Annotated in this window: 15 protein-coding genes; 2 read left to right on the forward strand and 13 right to left on the reverse strand. The window is 36.3% G+C overall.

Translation table 11 applies throughout. From position 1 onward, the window contains the following. Positions 1–62: 62 nt before the first annotated feature. Together ACFSKV_RS08585 and ACFSKV_RS08590 are read right to left on the reverse strand one after the other, a co-directional pair. A complete protein-coding gene (locus ACFSKV_RS08585) occupies positions 63–2,003 on the reverse strand; it encodes a DUF3857 domain-containing protein (protein WP_380801548.1) in 1,941 nt (646 codons plus the stop codon). Position 2,004: 1 nt separating this feature from the next. Continuing rightward, positions 2,005–3,840 carry a DUF3857 domain-containing protein gene (locus tag ACFSKV_RS08590; protein WP_380801549.1) on the reverse strand — a complete coding sequence of 612 codons (1,836 nt, stop codon included), beginning with the start codon at positions 3,838–3,840 and terminating at the stop codon, positions 2,005–2,007. A 181-nt stretch (positions 3,841–4,021) separates the two neighbouring features. On the opposite strand from ACFSKV_RS08590, the gene ACFSKV_RS08595 reads away from it, so the two are divergent. Next, positions 4,022–4,489: a MaoC family dehydratase gene (locus tag ACFSKV_RS08595; protein WP_380801550.1), complete on the forward strand. Its 468-nt coding sequence runs from the start codon at positions 4,022–4,024 to the stop codon at positions 4,487–4,489. Between the two features lie 46 nt (positions 4,490–4,535). Here the strand turns inward: ACFSKV_RS08595 and ACFSKV_RS08600 are convergent, their stop codons facing one another. Both ACFSKV_RS08600 and ACFSKV_RS08605 read right to left on the reverse strand, forming a co-directional pair. Beyond that, complete coding sequence (locus ACFSKV_RS08600) at positions 4,536–5,264, reverse strand: tRNA threonylcarbamoyladenosine dehydratase (protein ID WP_380801551.1); 729 nt, start codon at positions 5,262–5,264, stop codon at positions 4,536–4,538. After that, a complete protein-coding gene (locus ACFSKV_RS08605) occupies positions 5,261–5,911 on the reverse strand; it encodes a TatD family hydrolase (protein ID WP_380801552.1) in 651 nt (216 codons plus the stop codon). The genes ACFSKV_RS08600 and ACFSKV_RS08605 overlap by 4 nt, the downstream gene beginning before the upstream one ends. 215 nt (positions 5,912–6,126) lie before the next feature. Between ACFSKV_RS08605 and ACFSKV_RS08610 the strand changes: the two genes are divergently transcribed. Next, positions 6,127–6,876 carry a spheroidene monooxygenase gene (locus ACFSKV_RS08610; protein ID WP_380801553.1) on the forward strand — a complete coding sequence of 250 codons (750 nt, stop codon included), beginning with the start codon at positions 6,127–6,129 and terminating at the stop codon, positions 6,874–6,876. Positions 6,877–6,888: 12 nt separating this feature from the next. On the opposite strand, the gene ACFSKV_RS08615 is transcribed toward ACFSKV_RS08610, so the two are convergent. From ACFSKV_RS08615 to ACFSKV_RS08655, 9 genes are all read right to left on the reverse strand, one after another. After that, positions 6,889–8,031: a BamA/TamA family outer membrane protein gene (locus ACFSKV_RS08615; protein WP_380801554.1), complete on the reverse strand. Its 1,143-nt coding sequence runs from the start codon at positions 8,029–8,031 to the stop codon at positions 6,889–6,891. 53 nt (positions 8,032–8,084) lie between these two features. Next, a complete protein-coding gene (locus ACFSKV_RS08620) occupies positions 8,085–10,493 on the reverse strand; it encodes a TonB-dependent receptor (protein WP_380801555.1) in 2,409 nt (802 codons plus the stop codon). A 79-nt stretch (positions 10,494–10,572) separates the two neighbouring features. Further along, positions 10,573–11,304, reverse strand: a complete 732-nt coding sequence (locus ACFSKV_RS08625) for a fatty acid desaturase (RefSeq protein WP_380801711.1) — start codon at positions 11,302–11,304, stop codon at positions 10,573–10,575. Between the two features lie 20 nt (positions 11,305–11,324). Next, positions 11,325–12,170: a 4-hydroxy-3-methylbut-2-enyl diphosphate reductase gene (locus ACFSKV_RS08630; protein ID WP_380801556.1), complete on the reverse strand. Its 846-nt coding sequence runs from the start codon at positions 12,168–12,170 to the stop codon at positions 11,325–11,327. 94 nt (positions 12,171–12,264) lie between these two features. Then, complete coding sequence (locus ACFSKV_RS08635; protein ID WP_380801712.1) at positions 12,265–13,107, reverse strand: phytoene/squalene synthase family protein; 843 nt, start codon at positions 13,105–13,107, stop codon at positions 12,265–12,267. Between the two features lie 21 nt (positions 13,108–13,128). Further along, positions 13,129–14,610 carry a phytoene desaturase family protein gene (locus tag ACFSKV_RS08640; protein ID WP_380801557.1) on the reverse strand — a complete coding sequence of 494 codons (1,482 nt, stop codon included), beginning with the start codon at positions 14,608–14,610 and terminating at the stop codon, positions 13,129–13,131. Between the two features lie 6 nt (positions 14,611–14,616). After that, positions 14,617–15,129, reverse strand: coding sequence for an RNA polymerase sigma factor (locus tag ACFSKV_RS08645; protein WP_380801558.1), 513 nt, complete (start codon positions 15,127–15,129; stop codon positions 14,617–14,619). Positions 15,130–15,343: 214 nt separating this feature from the next. Next, a complete protein-coding gene (locus ACFSKV_RS08650) occupies positions 15,344–16,240 on the reverse strand; it encodes a MerR family transcriptional regulator (RefSeq protein ID WP_380801559.1) in 897 nt (298 codons plus the stop codon). Between the two features lie 4 nt (positions 16,241–16,244). Beyond that, positions 16,245–16,685 carry a sterol desaturase family protein gene (locus ACFSKV_RS08655; RefSeq protein ID WP_380801560.1) on the reverse strand — a complete coding sequence of 147 codons (441 nt, stop codon included), beginning with the start codon at positions 16,683–16,685 and terminating at the stop codon, positions 16,245–16,247. Positions 16,686–16,717 lie beyond the last annotated feature (32 nt).

Below are 16,717 nucleotides of genomic sequence, written 5' to 3' on the forward strand. Positions count from 1 at the left end.
TTCCGCAAAGAAAGATGATTTCCGCATCATTGAAAATAGTTTGTTCTTAGATTCCAGATTCATTAGGGATTTGCCAACTTTTTGAAGACAATAGGTTCCCCTAATTTCCCGGTTACCATTTCCATAAAATATTTCAATTCAGGATATATTGAAGGAGAAATAATAGAATATTTCAGGTTTATCGTCGCTGAAACCTTGACAGAGTTATCCAAAGTGGTAATCTGGTAGGAAAAATTGGCATCCCCTCCAGGTAAGGCCACTGTAGCATCTTCCGGATAATCATCCAATTCAAACCCTTGAGGTATTTCTAAGATTGAAGTATAACTATCAGAAAAAGTATATAAAAAATCAACAGGAAAAGTTCTGATATCAGAATTTAAGGGATTCTCCTCCCACCTTGCCATTTGGAAGGGGGTAACAAGTACCAGATCAGAATCAATCCCATTGCCCAAATATTTGAATTTAGCCTCTATTTGCTTTCTGGGTTCATTTTTTTGTTGCACCTCGAAATCTGAAACCTTCTCAGAATCAACACCAAACAATTCAGCTTTGAATTTTTCAGGTGACGCTACTAAATTGATTTTATCGTTGATCAAAGCATCATAGTCTGAGAATCGGATAGTGGAGGAGGCCACGAATTGATTATCATTATCCAATTTGATATTGACCATCTGTTGTATTCCAGAGCGATGCGAAATATTTACTGGAATTAACCCACTACCTTCTTCTAACATAACATATCCATAGGTAACATGCATGGGTAATGGGATATATCCAAAAGGATTATTTTTGTCCGTAGCATCGAGGTAATATTCCTTGCCACCGATTTTTGAATAAATAATTAATTGGTCAAACTGATCAATAAATGGGGTATCCACTAACCTGGACCTACCATTGCCTTTACTGCTTATCAATAAAGGTTGGGCCGATATTCCATTTTGTCTCAAATACGATAATAAAGTAAGGTTTATATCGGCTCTTGTACCCTGCCTTGATTCTAAAATAGATTTAAGGTTTTTAGAAGGGAAAAAACCAGACTTCCCATTAAAAGAATAATTGTTGACAATAAAATCATATACCGATTTTGCTTTTTCAATTTCCGTATTACCAATTGGAGTAAAAGCAACCAATTGATTTCTTAAAGTTGAACTTGGTTTCAGATACTGACCAAACTCCTCCAACTCCGTTATGAATTTCGTAAGATCCTGCCATGAGGAAAAGGTTTCCTGGAAACCAGATTTTCCCCCATACTCGCTGGAATTGACAAATGCGTAACCTGCCAACTGAAAATCTATTTTTTCCAAATAATCCCTATAATGGGACATGAATGGTTCTTCCTTAATAGAGGTAAGTTCTTTCACAGTCCAACTGTATAATCCATCCCTTTGGGTTTTGAAATTCGTATTCAGGGTTTTTTCACCTTGTGATAAAAATCTGTAATTCAAATAGGTGGGTAAATCAATGGTATAAGTGGATTTGATAGTGGGAATGGAATTGTGAAAAACCCAACTTTCCAAGAAGGTTATACTCTTATCAGTCTTGAGATAAGAATATTCAATAATCGACCCAACCCCGACATTGGGAAAAGTGAACCTGATTTCCTTCCAGCCATTATCCAGTTCCACTTCAAAAAAATCAGCTTTGGAAAGTTTGGTTACTTTCTCTTCTCCATTTTCAAAATTCACAGTTTGTGCCGATAATTTTGAAACATCTTGCACACCAGTCTTTCCAAAATAAAAACGAATAGCGACATCGCCTTGGGATTTACCTCCGTCCTTAAGGATTTTGATTCTTCTGTGGATATTTGAATGTTGAACCACACCCATAAACTGATTATGCGATATTTCTTCCAAAACCACAGCACTGGCTTCCGGCTCAAATTCAACCCGGTTAAGATTGATTTCATCTTGGGAGTATTTCCCGAACTTCATATCCTGAGCTAAAAGACCTAAGGAGGAAATGAGGCAAACAAATAGGATAAGCAATGAATGCTGGATTTTCATATTAAGCTGCTTTTTTTAACAATAGTTTATACTGCTGGAGTTGATTGTTGATTTTTGCAACCAGTTTTATCATCTCTTCTTTTGAAAAATCTTCAGGAAGCATAATTTCAAGCTTATTCTTTACCACTATCCCATTCTCCGTTAATTGGGTGTCAACCCAATAGCTGAAGTCACCCCCATTAAATTTGACATCGGTTATCTGGGATTCAATTTCAAATTTCCTTTCAGTCTGAATTAAAAATTCCTCCTCCCAACTTAAGGTCCCGTTGGAAAGCATGGTCTCCTCCAACTTTTTCCAATGCGTAGGAAGTATGATTCTTTTTGCTGTCTCCTGACCAAACCGTTGGATCACACCTTCATAGGAAACCGTGGCAAAAGGAATTTCCCTGTTTCTTCCGGTTTGAATATTGAAATCCAATAAAACGACCCCATTTCCTCCAAGATATTTGTTAAGAAAATCTTTGCTTTGCTTTTCATTACCAAATTTGTTCAACTGAAAATAATCTAAGGATGGAAAACCAAAATACCTGTTTTCACCAACCAATTTGGCATCCCCGTTATTCTCCAGGCTTACCACAAATTGGCGTTTTATTGAATTAAACTTCATCTCTTTAAAATTAGGTGTTCGGTCCAGGTAACCCCCTTTTTCAGTGATGACCAAAACATCTCTATCCATTGTAAAATCACCCGAAAAACCGGCTGGCAAAAAATTGTTGGTACATTCCAACCAAATCACCTCATCATCAAGAGGCACTCTTAAAAATGCATGATTGAATCTATTGATTGGAAAATCTTCATGTAGCTTCTTGGCATTTTCACCGGCATATACCAAAGAATACTGGGAGTTTATTCCTGCAGTTGAAAGCATACCTTTCATTAAAGTGGTCAAAGCCTTACATTCTCCATATTTGCTTGAAATTACTTCATCAGCTGATCTGGGCATCCATCCTCCAATGCCCAGGGAAATTGCCACATACCTGTAATTCTTTTGCAAATGATTATAAAGAACTGCAACTTTTTCATAGGGATCTTCAACTCCTTCTATCATCTGTAAAACTTCTTCCTTGAACTTCTCGGGTAAATTATCTTTGCCTCTATTAAGCTGACCGATAAATGAACCCAGTCCTTCCCATGTCTCCATGGAAGAGGAAAATCCATCCAAGGAAAACTTTTTTGGTGCAATTTCAACAATAGGAATTACCTCATCTGATCCGGGTTCCATAACCGGAAGGTTAGATAGTTCCCAGCTTAATAATACATTTTCCCCATCTCTTGATTCAACAAATGATTTTGGCAGATCTTCTTCTCTAAATCTCAAACCTAAAAACTGTGGATATCTTATTTCCAATCCTGCGCTTTTTACCAGTTGATTGTAATAGGATATGGGATACCAGGAATCAATAAAAAAATTACTTGAACTTATTCGCTCCACCAATATTTCCACCCTTACCGGTAAGGATACCTGATCCAATTCAAAAACTTTTAATTTGGTATCATCATATAAACTGATATTGTCAATATAAGATACCTCTCTCAGATCCTTCAATCTGACTTTTTTGATAACTTTCCCTGAACTCAGGCTGCTAATGGTGGCTTCAAAATTGAGAATTTTATTAAACTTATCAGAAGGTAAACTCAAATTGGCATGGTCCAATCCTCTATGCTCAAAAATTTCAATTGTCTTGATGCTTTTATAGGTAACCGAAAAATCTTTATTCAGTGTGATCAGGTCCTTTTTCTCCAAAACTGAAAAATATGCTTCCTCTTGGGCTTTTGAAAAATTAAGACTTAAAAAGAAAGCCAAAAACAAGAATTTGGCAGGTAATAAGACCTTCATAGAGTGAATCAAACAGTTTCAAATTTATTCATTTAGTTGATTAAAAAAATAGGTGAATAAAAATAATTTTTAGGTGGTATTGTCTGTTTATTCCGAGGTCAGCGAAGTTTCAAAAAAAGGCAAATTTTGAATCCTATTTCATATTTTTTTACCTTTAAAAATTCAACCCAAAACCAATACTATGAGCCAAATCACAATTGGATGTTTTGAAGATTTTGAAAAATTCATCGGACAAGACTTAGGAGTATCTGAATACCATCAAATCACACAGGAACAAATCAACAAGTTTGCCGAGGCAACTTTGGATCATCAATGGATACATACAGATCCTGAAAGGGCCAAAACTGAAGGTACCTTTGGTGATACAATCGCTCACGGTTACCTAACTCTTTCATTGGTCCCCTACCTATGGGATCAGATTATCCATGTCAACAATCTTAAAATGATGGTGAATTACGGTATTGAAAACCTGCGCTTTGCACAAGCAGTTTTGGTAAATAATGAAGTAAGACTTCAAGCTAATCTAAAAAATGTTGTCAATCTAAGAGGAACGATCAAAGCTGAAGTAAATGTAAAATTAGAAATCAAAGACCAAAAAAAACCTGCCTTTACAGGAGTTTTGGTATTCCTTTATCATTTCAACGCATAATTTTTGAGATATTCATACTTTGTTTGAAACAAAGTATGAATATCCCTCAATCACCAGCCAATAAATCATTGACCACCACAGATGCGCAGCTACAGCCAAATGCAGCTGGTAAAAAAGACATGGTACCGTATGCCGATTTTTTGAAATTATTGCCATCAGTAAGCATCAAACTCTCTTTTATGTATAATTCCGTGGAGTATACTGCCTTGAAGCCTTTCCTTATTTTTAAACTCTTCAATCTTTTTCTCACCATCCTTGCCATCTTGCAGTTGTAGGTATGTGAGATGTCAGCAACCTTGATCTTGGTAGGGTCGACTTTTCCTCCTGCTCCCATAGAACTAACAAGGGGAAAACCTCTTTTCAAAGAGCCGGCAATCAAATGAAGTTTTGGGGAAAAACTGTCAATACAATCGGCCACATAATCAAAATCATTCTCCTCTAAAAGAGAAGTCATGGCTTCAGGTCTTAAAAACTCCTTGATCACATGAATTTTCATTCCAGGATTAATACTCAAAAGCCTTTCCTCCATCCACTCCGCTTTGGATTGTCCAATATTCTTCTGTGTGGCCGGTAGTTGTCGGTTACAATTGCTCAGTTCCACAAAATCTCCATCAATAATGGTCATTTCCCCTATCCCGCTCCTGCAGATAAATTCGGCCGCATAGGAACCAACTCCTCCCAGTCCGACCACTAAAACATGTTTTTTTGATAATTTCTCCAATCCCTCACGTCCAACGATCAGCTCTGTACGGGAAAGCCATGCAAAATCATTCATGTAATTTTTCTTTTTGAGATGCTGTTCCAATTTTGTGAAACCTGTTTTGCTAAATTGTCAATAGGAAGCTGCAAAATTAAAGAAGCTTGCTCATAAATTGAGAATATTTCTATTTCTGCATCATCGGTTTCAAAAAAAATCCGCTCCAATGGGCAGATTTTCAACCACTTTTGGGCATTGGAATCCCCATCAAGCAAAGCCTTTCCAAAGGAAAAATAAATGGGATAGGAGATCAGGCTTTTCGCAATTTCTGTTTTTTGATTATATCCATGCCAGATAATAGCAGGAGTAGGTTCGTTTTTTTTGAAGTACTCCTGAATTAAATGAAAGCCTTTGACACAATGTAAAATCACCGGAAGTCCATATTGCTCTGCCAGCTTGGTCTGGGCTAAAAAAGCTTCTTTCTGAAGGGAGGGGACAGGTCCTTTGATTAAATCAAATCCACATTCACCAATTGCAAGCAAATTTTCTAATTTCATTTGCATTTCAATTTTATCCAATTCCTTTTCCCAGCCTTGATCCAAATCCCAGGGATGTATTCCCCAGGAAAAAGATTGTAATGGAATAGCGCCCTCAGGAGGTTTATTGTAAATACTCCCAGGTATCCCTTTTTTATGCGTATGTATGTCCAGAAAAATCCTATACATAATCATTTAAGAATGTTGGTTGATATTTATACCACAAAATAGGACAATTACCAAATATTACTTCCCCAATCTTAACATTATTCTTTTTAAGACATAGAGGAAAATTCTTTATTTGTAATTTAAATTCATTTACGTTTTATTGTATTTAAAATACATTTTATTTTATATAACATTTTTCAAATCTTATTGTTATCTAAAAGTAAATCTTTTAAAATATGAATGACAACCAATGTGTAACCATCAGCTTTTTTAAATTTGAAGGAATAATCAATAAAATTTGGGGATTTGCCCAATTGGTGATTTCAAGATTAATGCTAAGCCGCAATGAGCAAGTTGAATTTTTCAAACCACTAGGTTCAGGAAGTGGACTCGGATATAAGGCTTGGCCAAGATTTGGGTTGATAGGCCTTTTGGTCGTCTGGAAAAATAAAGAAGATGCGCTAGCTTTTACTGAATCCTCCTATTTTCAAAGTCTCCTGTTAAAAAGCGAGGAACAGTTTACCGTTTTTATGAAACCCGTTTCTTCAAGAGGAACTTGGTCAGGTTTTGGTAATTGGAAAATTTCAGAAAATGACTCCTCAAGTGAAGTAATTTGTGCCATTACCCGGGCTACTATCAAAAGAAAGTTTCTTTTCGACTTCTGGCGAATGGTACCTGATATCAGTAAAAATCAATATAATTTTCCTGGTTTGATTTTTTCACAGGGCGTTGGGGAAGTCCCACTTTTGGAGCAGGCAACTTTTACCATATGGGAAAATAAACAAAGCATGGAAAGTTTTGCCTACCGTAGTTTTCATGGAAAAGCAATAGAAAAAGTAAGGCGTGAAAATGGTTTTAAAGAACAGATGTTTACAAGATTCCAGCCAGTCATGGTTTTTGGAACATGGGACGGAAAGCACATTTTGGAAAAATACGGTATCCCTAGTTATAGTATGGAAAGGGTTGAAGTTCCGGTTTTGATTTGATTTTATTCAAATTCAAATTACCTCGTTAAGCCCAAAGTAAAATGCTGTCTGATCTCCAAATGCAATATCCAATCTGATATTAAGTCCCTCCTTATTGATTTTATATCTAAAGCCAAATCCGGCCCCATACCTCATCCTTCTCATATTGAACTCTCCCACTTCTCTTGCTACTTGACCCGCATGTCCAAAGACTACCAGACCTAAGTTTCTGTAAATAGGAATTCTATATTCGGCCTGTTGGACCTGCGCATGATTATCCCTAAATCTTCCTTCGAAAAATCCTCTCATCCTGTCGGAACCTCCAATTAACGAAATATGCTGAAAAGTTGGCCCTCCTGTTGTAAAACTCCACCAACTTTGTAATGCCAATACCTGATTACCAAAAGTTTTAAAGTATTTTCGAAAATCCAAAGTATATTGGTTAAAAGTAAAATTACTGCCAAGAACAGGGGTAAATCCCATCCAGGCCAATCGATTATACCATCCTTTTGTGGGTTGAAAAATGTTATCTCTGGTATCATAATTCAGATTTAGGCCTATTCCAGACAAAAGTTGTCCATCATAGCCAGGTACTTTTGAAGTTTCTAAAACACCCCCTTCAACCCTGTTATAAATATCGTCTGCACGAAATTCATATCTTGGGCCGATATAAATCCCCTTTCCTATTCTTCTTAAATAATTGGCATGGAAATATACATATCGGTTACCGTACAACTCACCTTCTTCTTTTGGAAGGGGGTCATTCCCAATTCCAAAAAAGTAAAATGGAAAATTCGACAGTTCAATACGGGAATTGATAAAGTCTTTATTTTCATTTAACCATAAATCCAGCTCAGTTGTAAAAATTGTTTGGTTATTGAGTGTGTATATCAGGGTAATAGGCAAAGTTGAAGGTCTGAGAACAGACATATTTCCTTTCTCTGGCCTAAATACCCTAATTGCCCTTGCCCCAACTCCTAAACTCGTCTCAGGGGAATAAATCAAAGCAGGAATCACCGCCCATTTTTCACCTGAGATCACGTTGATCACCATATCACCAAAATCAAAAAGCTGGTCAAAGACTCCTTCTCTTTGCGTACTGTCCTGATTTTCCTGCGCTGAAACCGTGACAAAAACAAACCCAAGGAAAATAAAAGTAAAAAACGCCTTTCTCATCGGCCACAAAAGTAAGTAAATAAACCTACTTATTGATGATTTGATTAATAGACCTAGAATTCCACAATTATACCGATCGTTGGTAAGATAGTTCCAGCTGGATTTTCGATGAATTTTACCTGGTATCTGGAAGGATCATTAGGATTGACCAGAATGTTTCCAGCATCATCTCTAACAGGCGCAAGGATTGGTGGTTGCTCCGCTTGGAAGTTATAAGCATTCTGAACATCAAAGTACCAGTTTAGATTCCACTTATTAAAGAAATACCTTTTATCAATTCTAAAATCCAATTGATGAAATGGCTTTAGTCTGAGGGAATTGATTTGACTGAAATCCAAAACAGCCTGGCCCCCTCTGGAATCCCAAACTTCAATCAAGGAGGAAGTTTCCACATCAACCGGTGTATAAGGAAGCCCTCCCAAATATCTCCAGCGTGCACCCACCTCCCAGTTTTTTCGAAACCTTCTTCCAGCAGTCAAACTGACAATAATTCTACTGTCCCAAGCGGAAGGTACAAATCCTTCTGTATTTGGGTTAGTAAATTCACTTCGAACAAAAGTGATGGAAGAAATGCCATAAAAATTATTGAAGAATCTTTGCTGGGCAAGCAATTCAAGACCATAAGCTCTTCCCTTGGAATTAGAAACCACTGGCTCATTCCCTACTACCCCAAAATCAGCGCCCAGGTTGGCAATTGAAATTCCATTGATCAAAGAAGATGGGTAGTAATTATAAAACTTATAGAATCCTTCCACACTAAACCTCCGGCTCTTTTCAGGTATAACCTTCTCTATTCCCGTAATAATCTGATTGGATTGGATGAAACGAATGTTATTTTCCTGATTGACCAATACCCCTTCATTATTCGTAAAGCCTAAAGAAGTATAGGGAGGCCTTTGATAATAGATACCACCATTCAATATCCAGAACAACTGAGGTTTAAGCTGGTAAGAAACCGAAACCCTAGGACTAATTTGATTTAAGGGGTTGCGAGCTGTCTCTCCAAAGTCGCTTCCGTCCATCCTAATCCCACCTGTGATAAGCAACCTCTCATTGTTAAAATATTTGCTGCCCGACACAAAAGCTCCATAACTGTTATAGAAACTGACAGAATTAACTTCCAAAGTTTCACCAACTCCAGCAAAAGAAAATCTATCAAAAGTGTTGACAAAGAATCTGGAATATTCATAATTCACCCCATATTTCAGGTTAAACCCTTTTGTGAAAATTGAATTTTCAGCCCTGAATTTATTTTCACTTTCCTGGGAATTATAGTCAAAAATCAGGTTTTCAGGATTTGAAGAATCATTGTTCAAATATTTAAATGATCTATTATTAAGCATATTCCTGCTTAAAATAAAAGTCCAGAAACCATTTTCTCTAAATCTTTTCAGTTTAAGCCCTGTAGCATAGTTCCATTGCGTGGAAACAGGCAAGGTCTCTAAAAGATACAATCGGTTTTCCCTTTCTTCAGGAGTTTCGTTGGCAGGCGCATCAAAGTTAAGTTCAAAGTCATCAATGGCTCCAACTCCTATAAAAGTCAATTCCGTTTTTTCATTCAGTTTAGTGGTAGTTTTTACCGCAAAATCATTGAAAGTGGGTAGAAATGGTAAATCCAACTGACGGAACAAAAATTTCAGATAAGATCTTCTTGCAGATACAAGATAGGTTGTTTTTTCGCCTATAGGACCTTCATTGGATAAAGTCAACTCAGATGCTCCCAAAGTCATTTGGGTAAACATTTTATCTTTTCTACCCTCTTTTAACTGAAACTCAAAAAAAGAACTGAGAGAATTCATCCGGTCAGCAGGAAATCCACCGGTAATTACATCTACATTCTTGATCAGGTTAACATTCAAAATACCAACAGGCCCTCCTGAGGATCCTTGGGTCGCAAAATGGTTGATGACCGGCACCTCAATTTCATCTATAAAAAATTTATTTTCACTTGGAGCCCCTCCTCTGATGATAATATCATTTCTGAAACTTGCTGTACTGGCTACACCGGGCAGTGATTGAATTACCCGACTGATATCCCTATTTCCCCCAGGATATCTTTCAATCTCATTGGTATTTAGCCTTCTCACTGAAATCGGTGTCTCATCTGATCGGGTAAAATCTGAAGAGACCGTGACTTCCGTCAATTCAGCAGCCTCTTCCCTCAAATCAAAGTCTAGCCTTACCGGGCGAGCCAAGGATACCTGTATCTCAAAAAATGTTTTTGATCTAAAACCAACAAAACTCGCTCTAACATTATAAAGTCCAGGAGCAATATTTCCTAAAACATAATTACCGTTTTCATCAGTAACTGTTCCGTAATCGGTCCCTAAGATCAAAACATTCGCAAAGGGAATACCTTCATTATTTGCAGTGTTGAATACTCTGCCACGGATTTCCCCTGTTTGGGCTCTTAAATTGAATGAAATAAATAAGAAGCTTATAATAATAAATGAAATTCTCATATCTGTGTATTAACAATATTTGTTAAAGCAAAAAGTCTCCTAAAATGTTTCGTTAAATGAATAAAATTTTAGTAATAAACTAAATAATTTTATGGTTTTGGTATTCCTCCTTTATCCTCCACAACCTCCACCAAGGAGTGCCTGGAGAATCATGATGCTCATAATGGTATCCAAAAAAGTAACAGGAGATAAAAGCCCAAAAATGATTTTTCTTTTGGGAATTGGAATGATGTTTATTTTCAGACTCTCCTTTATGGGGTAAATATGTCCCAAAATAAAATAACTGAAAAGTTGATAGGATAGCTGGAAGCATCCAAAAAATAATAAGATTTTCAGTGGGAAGAAATAATTTAAGCACATTGAAAGTAACCGCCATCAATAAAATCTGCCAAACACTGACGTATTGTTTAATAAAACTTAAGTACCAAATAAAGAATTTTCCAGATTCATGATAATCGGGATCTTTATCAGTGGCTACAAATCGATGATGTTCATGGTGTTTTGGAAAAAGTTTCCAATAAAAATTGTAGGAAAATAATAGCGCCGACAACCAGCCTATCAAATGGTTTATTCTTTTATTGGAGGAAACAATTCCGTGCATGGCATCATGGGCGGTTATAAATAAACCGGTATATAAATGCATTTGAATTAATATTGAGATATAAACAAATGGGTTAGACCATTCGAAATCCCAGGATAATAGCAAAAAAAGGGAAATTGACCATAAGATTATTATAGATAGGCCAATGACTATCCCTTTAGGATCTAAATAATCAGAATAGGTTTCTTTTTGATTCACACTGCAATTTATATAAGAAAGCGAATTCCCTGTTAAAAGGTTTCAATTCTTTCTTTTACCTGCTCCATTAACCACATAGGAGTGGAAGTAGCTCCACAAATCCCTACTGTTTCATTCAATGCAAACCATTCTTTAAGTACTTGATCAGGATTGGAAACAAAAAATGTATTGGGATTTTTTTCTTTACAAACGTTATAGAGCACTTTTCCATTGGATGATTTTGTGCCAGATACAAATATTATTTTATCAAATTTATCTGCAAAATCCCTTAACTCTTTATCCCGATTGGAAACTTGCCTGCAAATGGTATCATTCGTGTTTACAGATATTCCATTATCTTTCAGGATTTCATTTATCTCATAAAACTTATCCGTACTCTTAGTAGTCTGACTGTATAATGTCAAATTTTTAGGGAGACTTTGAATATCCAATTCGTTGATGTCCTGAAAGACTACCGCTTTATTGTTTGTTTGACCTAAAAGGCCAACCACCTCAGCATGCCCATGCTTCCCATAGATGTAAATGGTCTCGTCTTTATCGAAAGAATTTTTGATTCTATTTTGAAGCTTTAACACAACTGGACAACTGGCATCTATCAGGGTCAGGTTATTATGAATGGCAAGCTCATAGGTAGAAGGTGGTTCTCCATGCGCTCTTATCAGTACTTTTTCATTATGCAGATTTTTTAGTTGTTCATGGTCAATAATCTTCAGCCCCTTTTTTGTGAGTCTATTGACCTCTTCATCATTATGAACTATATCACCCAAACAATATAAATATCCATGCTCATCAAGAATTTCCTCCGCCATTTCAATGGCATAAACCACTCCAAAACAAAAACCTGAATGCTGATCGATATATACTTTTAGGTTCATCATATGCTGTAAACTTGTGGCTTTGATAATTGTTTCATGATTCTTTTACTTTCAGATGGAAAATAATCGCTTTTCAATGGCGCTTTTATCCAAATGATTAGCTTAAACCTAGTTTCATTCCAAAATAGGTACCAACTAATAGAGAAAATTTTCTTGCATTAGGGATCCTGATTCGTTCTTGTGTAATGGTTTCAGGTGGTAATCCTTTTATTTTATCGAATAATTTTTGATAATACAGGTAGGCTACTTTCACCCCCATTTTTGCTCCATTCGGAAGTCTATTTATACCATCCAAAGCATCGTCAAAATCTTTTTGAATATCTTCTTCAATTAGTTCTTTGGCTGACTTATTAAAGCTGTTGAAGTCCACACCAGGAAAGTAAACTCTTCCCCTTTCCTGATAATCACTTTTAATATCCCTGAGGAAATTTACTTTTTGGAATGCAGATCCCAATTTACAGGCAGGATCCTTTAAGCTAAGGTACATTTCCTGGTTTCCTTCCACAAATACTTTAAGACACATTAATCCAACTACTTCGGCAGAGCCATAGATATATTCATGATATCTGGAATCATTGTAAGTTTTGAAATCCAGATCCATTTCCATACTTTTTAAGAAAGCTTCAATCAGATCAAGATCAATGTGGTATTGATTTACAATAAGCTGAAAAGCATGTAAAACAGGATTCAAACTGATCTTATCTTCAATAGCTTTATAGGTATCCTTTTTGAACAATTCCAGCAATTCCTTTTTGTCCTTATCATGGAAAGTATCAACAATTTCATCGGCATACCTTACAAATCCATAAATCGCATAAATGGGTAAGTGAAACTTTTTATCCAGGGTCTTGATCCCTAGTGTAAAGCTGGTGCTGTACCTTTGAGTAATCAAACGACTACACTCAAAAGTGGTTTGGTCAAAAAGCATTTTTGCATCCATACCCATAATATACAAATTTACCTACAAATTGTTTTCTTTTATAACTTCTTTAGCAACAACATGACCTGAAATGATCGTTGGTGGAACACCAGGACCAGGAACTGTCAACTGACCTGTATAATATAGGTTTTTGACTTTTTTGCTCTTTAAAGAGGGCTTAAGAATTGCAGTCTGGAATAAGGTATTGGCAAGACCATAAGCGTTCCCCTTAAAGGCATTATAATCGGATTTAAAATCGCTATGCGCATAAGATCTTTTGTAAATGATATGGCTTCTGATTTCCTGACCTGTTAGTTTTTCCAACCTGTCCATCACCATATGGAAATACTTTTCCCTGATTTCTTCCCCATCCTCCAAATCCGGAGCTAAAGGAATCAGAATTACTAAGTTTTCCATTCCTTCAGGAGCCACGGATGGATCAGTTTTTGAGGCAGCACTCAAATAAAACAATGGTTTTTCAGGCCATCTGGGATTTTTATAGATAGCGTCTGCATGAGGACCCATTTGTTCATCAAAAAACAAGCAATGATGGGTCAGATTTTCCAGTTTTTTGTCTACCCCCAAATAGAACAACAAAGAAGAAGGAGCCATGACCCTTTTATCCCAATAGTTCTCATCATAGTTCCTATATTCAGGTGAAAGAAGTTTGCTGTCCACATGGTGATAGTCAGCCCCCGCTACCACCACATCAGCTTCAAACACCTCCCCATTTTTCAGGACGATATTTTTTGCAATTCCAGCTTTGACCTTTATATGCGAAACATCTGCTCCCAAATGGATTTTAACTCCTTTTTCTTCTGCCAGCCTGACCATGCCTTTTACAATTTCATGCATCCCGCCCATTGGATACCATGTTCCTAAGACGATATCTGCATAGTTCATCAAACTATATAGGGCAGGAATATTATCAGCTGTTTCACCCAGAAAAATAACCGGAAATTCCATTAAGCGGATGATTTTTTCATTACTGAAAAATTTTCTCACATGTTTGGCCATAGATTGGAATACATCCATCCGGATGACATCTGCCAATAGACCAGGACTTGTAAACTCAAACAATGACCTACTTGGCCTGTAAACTAAATCCCGGATTCCAACTTTATATTTATAAGCTGCCTGCTTAAGAAACTCATCCAACTTTGGTCCTACACCCGGCTCCATCGATTCTAATAAAGACCTAAACTGAGCTAGATTGGCAGGGATTTCAACAAAATCATCTTCACCAAACACAACTGTATAAGAAGGGTCCAGCCGCTTTAAATCATAATAGTCAGCCGGTTTTTTTCCAAAGTGACCAAAATAATTTTCAAATACATCGGGCATCCAATACCAACTAGGTCCCATATCAAAAACAAAACCCTCGGCTTCGAACTTTCTGGCTCTACCGCCGGGGGTTGTGTTTTTTTCCAATATGGTAACCTGATAGCCTAAATGGGCCAAATGAGTAGCTGCGGAGAGACCTGCAAATCCAGCCCCTATCACCACCACATTTTTATTGGGCATAATATATTAGTTTTTATGTCTGTAAACATGCAAAGAATCTTTTAAAAGCTTCCTGGCAATATGGATCCGATTTTTAACAGTTCCAATAGGTATTTCCAGTTTATCTGCAATTTCATGGTATTTAAAGCCCCTGTAATGCATCATAAAAGGAACCTTATAAACATCCTCCAATTTTTCAATAGAGGAATAAATGTCATCCATAGTGAAATCTCCAAAAGCACCATTTTCAACTAAAACATCACCAGAATTAATATAGTGAAGATTGTCGGTAGTGTCAACAAAAGTACCTCTTCTTACCATTCTTTGATAATTGGTAATAAACGTATTTTTCATAATGGTATACAACCAAGCCTTCAAATTAGTCCCTTCTGCAAACTTTTCCCTATTGGTAAATGCTTTTACCATGGTATCCTGTAATAAATCATTAGCATCATCCATGTCCCTGGTCAATTTAAGAGCAAATGGCTTTAAGGAACTTGATAGCTTTTCAAGAGAATAACTGAATTCTAGAGTTGTCATGGCTTTTGATTTTTTGTTTAATCAAATGTAGTAAATGTTAAACAATATCCAAACATTTTGTCTAATTATTTTTTATTTTTCTTAAACAAAATTAAGAATTAGAAAATATTATCCTTTAATGTATTAGGGATTTGGAGGATGTTTAGCAAATTGAACAAAAAAGGTGGCTTTTTAAAAAAACCACCTTGTTTAAAGTATTTAAAAAATTGTTAAACTATTTCTCAATCAAAACTTCTTCTATTTCATCCAGATACTCTTTGATCTGACGTACATAATTCATGGCCTTCACATTTTTGGGAAATGTAAAATCCTGCCCGACAATTTGGTAACCAGACAATAGAATCTGTGACTTATTAAACCTTTCTGATAGGGCATTTACATATTCCTGAACATTCTCAGCACTTGGAGAAGTGGTAATAACAGTTAGTAGGTATTCTGGATTATGCAATTTGTAAACATATAATAAATCTTCTTTCGGGGTATTTTGACCTAAATAAATCACTTTATGCCCCCTGGATTTGATTAAATAGGCGGCAAAGAGGATAGCTATTTCATGTAGCTCTCCTTCCGGAAGGAAAAGCAAAAACTTTTTACCACCATCTTTGTAGATTTGACCGTCTATTGCAACTATCAATTTCTGCCTTACTAAATTGCTGATAAAATGTTCCTGTGCGGGATTAATAGCACCGGTTTGCCAAAGGACTCCAATTTTAGACAGAAAAGGATAGATGATGTTCATCATGGTTTGCTCAAATCCAATTTTAAGAATGTTGGTCGAAAGGACCTTATCAAACCTTTTCTCATCCATTTCGATCATACAAATGGTCAAAGCATTGATCTGATCATCATGGGTAAGGTTTTTTTCTGTAAGGCTGACAACTTCTTTCCGCATCTCAGCTTCAGACATTCCAGCTATTTTGCTAATCTTAAACCCGTTATCATTTAAAAAAGCTACATTAAGGATTAATTTAAGATCTGCATCATCATAATATCGAATATTGGTATCCGTACGCTTTGGAGAAAGCAAATTATACCGCTGTTCCCATATCCTAAGCGTATGGGCCTTGATACCTGAAAGCTGTTCTAAATCTTTAATGGAATAAGTGCTCACGTTTTTATTTTCCTTTAAAATATTTTTTGGGTACTACGAACAAACCGAAAGAAACTGCATCTTCTTTTTTATTGGTGGCATGATGAGCCTGATGTGCTTTGAAAATCCCTAGAAGAAATTTGTTTTTGGGTCTTTCAAACCATTTCAATCTGCGGTGAACCAGTACATCATGGATAAAGAAGTAGGAAAAGCCATATAAACTTATTCCAATTCCCATCCAGAAATAGAAATTCAAAGTTTCCGCTCCCAGAATAATCAGCAACACTGCAACACTTCCGAACAGCAACGAAAATAAATCATTGAGCTCGAAAAATGTTTTTGAAGGTTGATGATGTGTTTTATGAATTCCCCACAATGGACCATGCATGATATATTTATGTATCAACCAACCTGAAATTTCCATGACAGCAAAACCCACAAGAATAAAGAATATTGCGTAAATCATAGGTGTAACTATTTAAAGATAAGAATGTTTAA

Origin of the sequence: Shivajiella indica, assembly GCF_042683085.1 — a bacterium.
In the GTDB taxonomy this organism is placed as follows: domain Bacteria; phylum Bacteroidota; class Bacteroidia; order Cytophagales; family Cyclobacteriaceae; genus Shivajiella; species Shivajiella indica.

Bases quoted from the DNA above. Each gene is read 5' to 3' on its own strand.
- ACFSKV_RS08600 (WP_380801551.1), bottom strand. From the start codon at position 5,264: ATGAATGATTTTGCATGGCTTTCCCGTACAGAGCTGATCGTTGGACGT.
- ACFSKV_RS08640 (WP_380801557.1), bottom strand. From the start codon at position 14,610: ATGCCCAATAAAAATGTGGTGGTGATAGGGGCTGGATTTGCAGGTCTC.
- ACFSKV_RS08590 (WP_380801549.1), bottom strand. From the start codon at position 3,840: ATGAAGGTCTTATTACCTGCCAAATTCTTGTTTTTGGCTTTCTTTTTA.
- ACFSKV_RS08635 (WP_380801712.1), bottom strand. From the start codon at position 13,107: ATGGATGCAAAAATGCTTTTTGACCAAACCACTTTTGAGTGTAGTCGT.
- ACFSKV_RS08655 (WP_380801560.1), bottom strand. From the start codon at position 16,685: ATGATTTACGCAATATTCTTTATTCTTGTGGGTTTTGCTGTCATGGAA.
- ACFSKV_RS08630 (WP_380801556.1), bottom strand. From the start codon at position 12,170: ATGATGAACCTAAAAGTATATATCGATCAGCATTCAGGTTTTTGTTTT.
- ACFSKV_RS08605 (WP_380801552.1), bottom strand. From the start codon at position 5,911: ATGTATAGGATTTTTCTGGACATACATACGCATAAAAAAGGGATACCT.
- ACFSKV_RS08620 (WP_380801555.1), bottom strand. From the start codon at position 10,493: ATGAGAATTTCATTTATTATTATAAGCTTCTTATTTATTTCATTCAAT.
- ACFSKV_RS08610 (WP_380801553.1), top strand. From the start codon at position 6,127: ATGAATGACAACCAATGTGTAACCATCAGCTTTTTTAAATTTGAAGGA.
- ACFSKV_RS08615 (WP_380801554.1), bottom strand. From the start codon at position 8,031: ATGAGAAAGGCGTTTTTTACTTTTATTTTCCTTGGGTTTGTTTTTGTC.
- ACFSKV_RS08645 (WP_380801558.1), bottom strand. From the start codon at position 15,129: ATGACAACTCTAGAATTCAGTTATTCTCTTGAAAAGCTATCAAGTTCC.
- ACFSKV_RS08595 (WP_380801550.1), top strand. From the start codon at position 4,022: ATGAGCCAAATCACAATTGGATGTTTTGAAGATTTTGAAAAATTCATC.
- ACFSKV_RS08585 (WP_380801548.1), bottom strand. From the start codon at position 2,003: ATGAAAATCCAGCATTCATTGCTTATCCTATTTGTTTGCCTCATTTCC.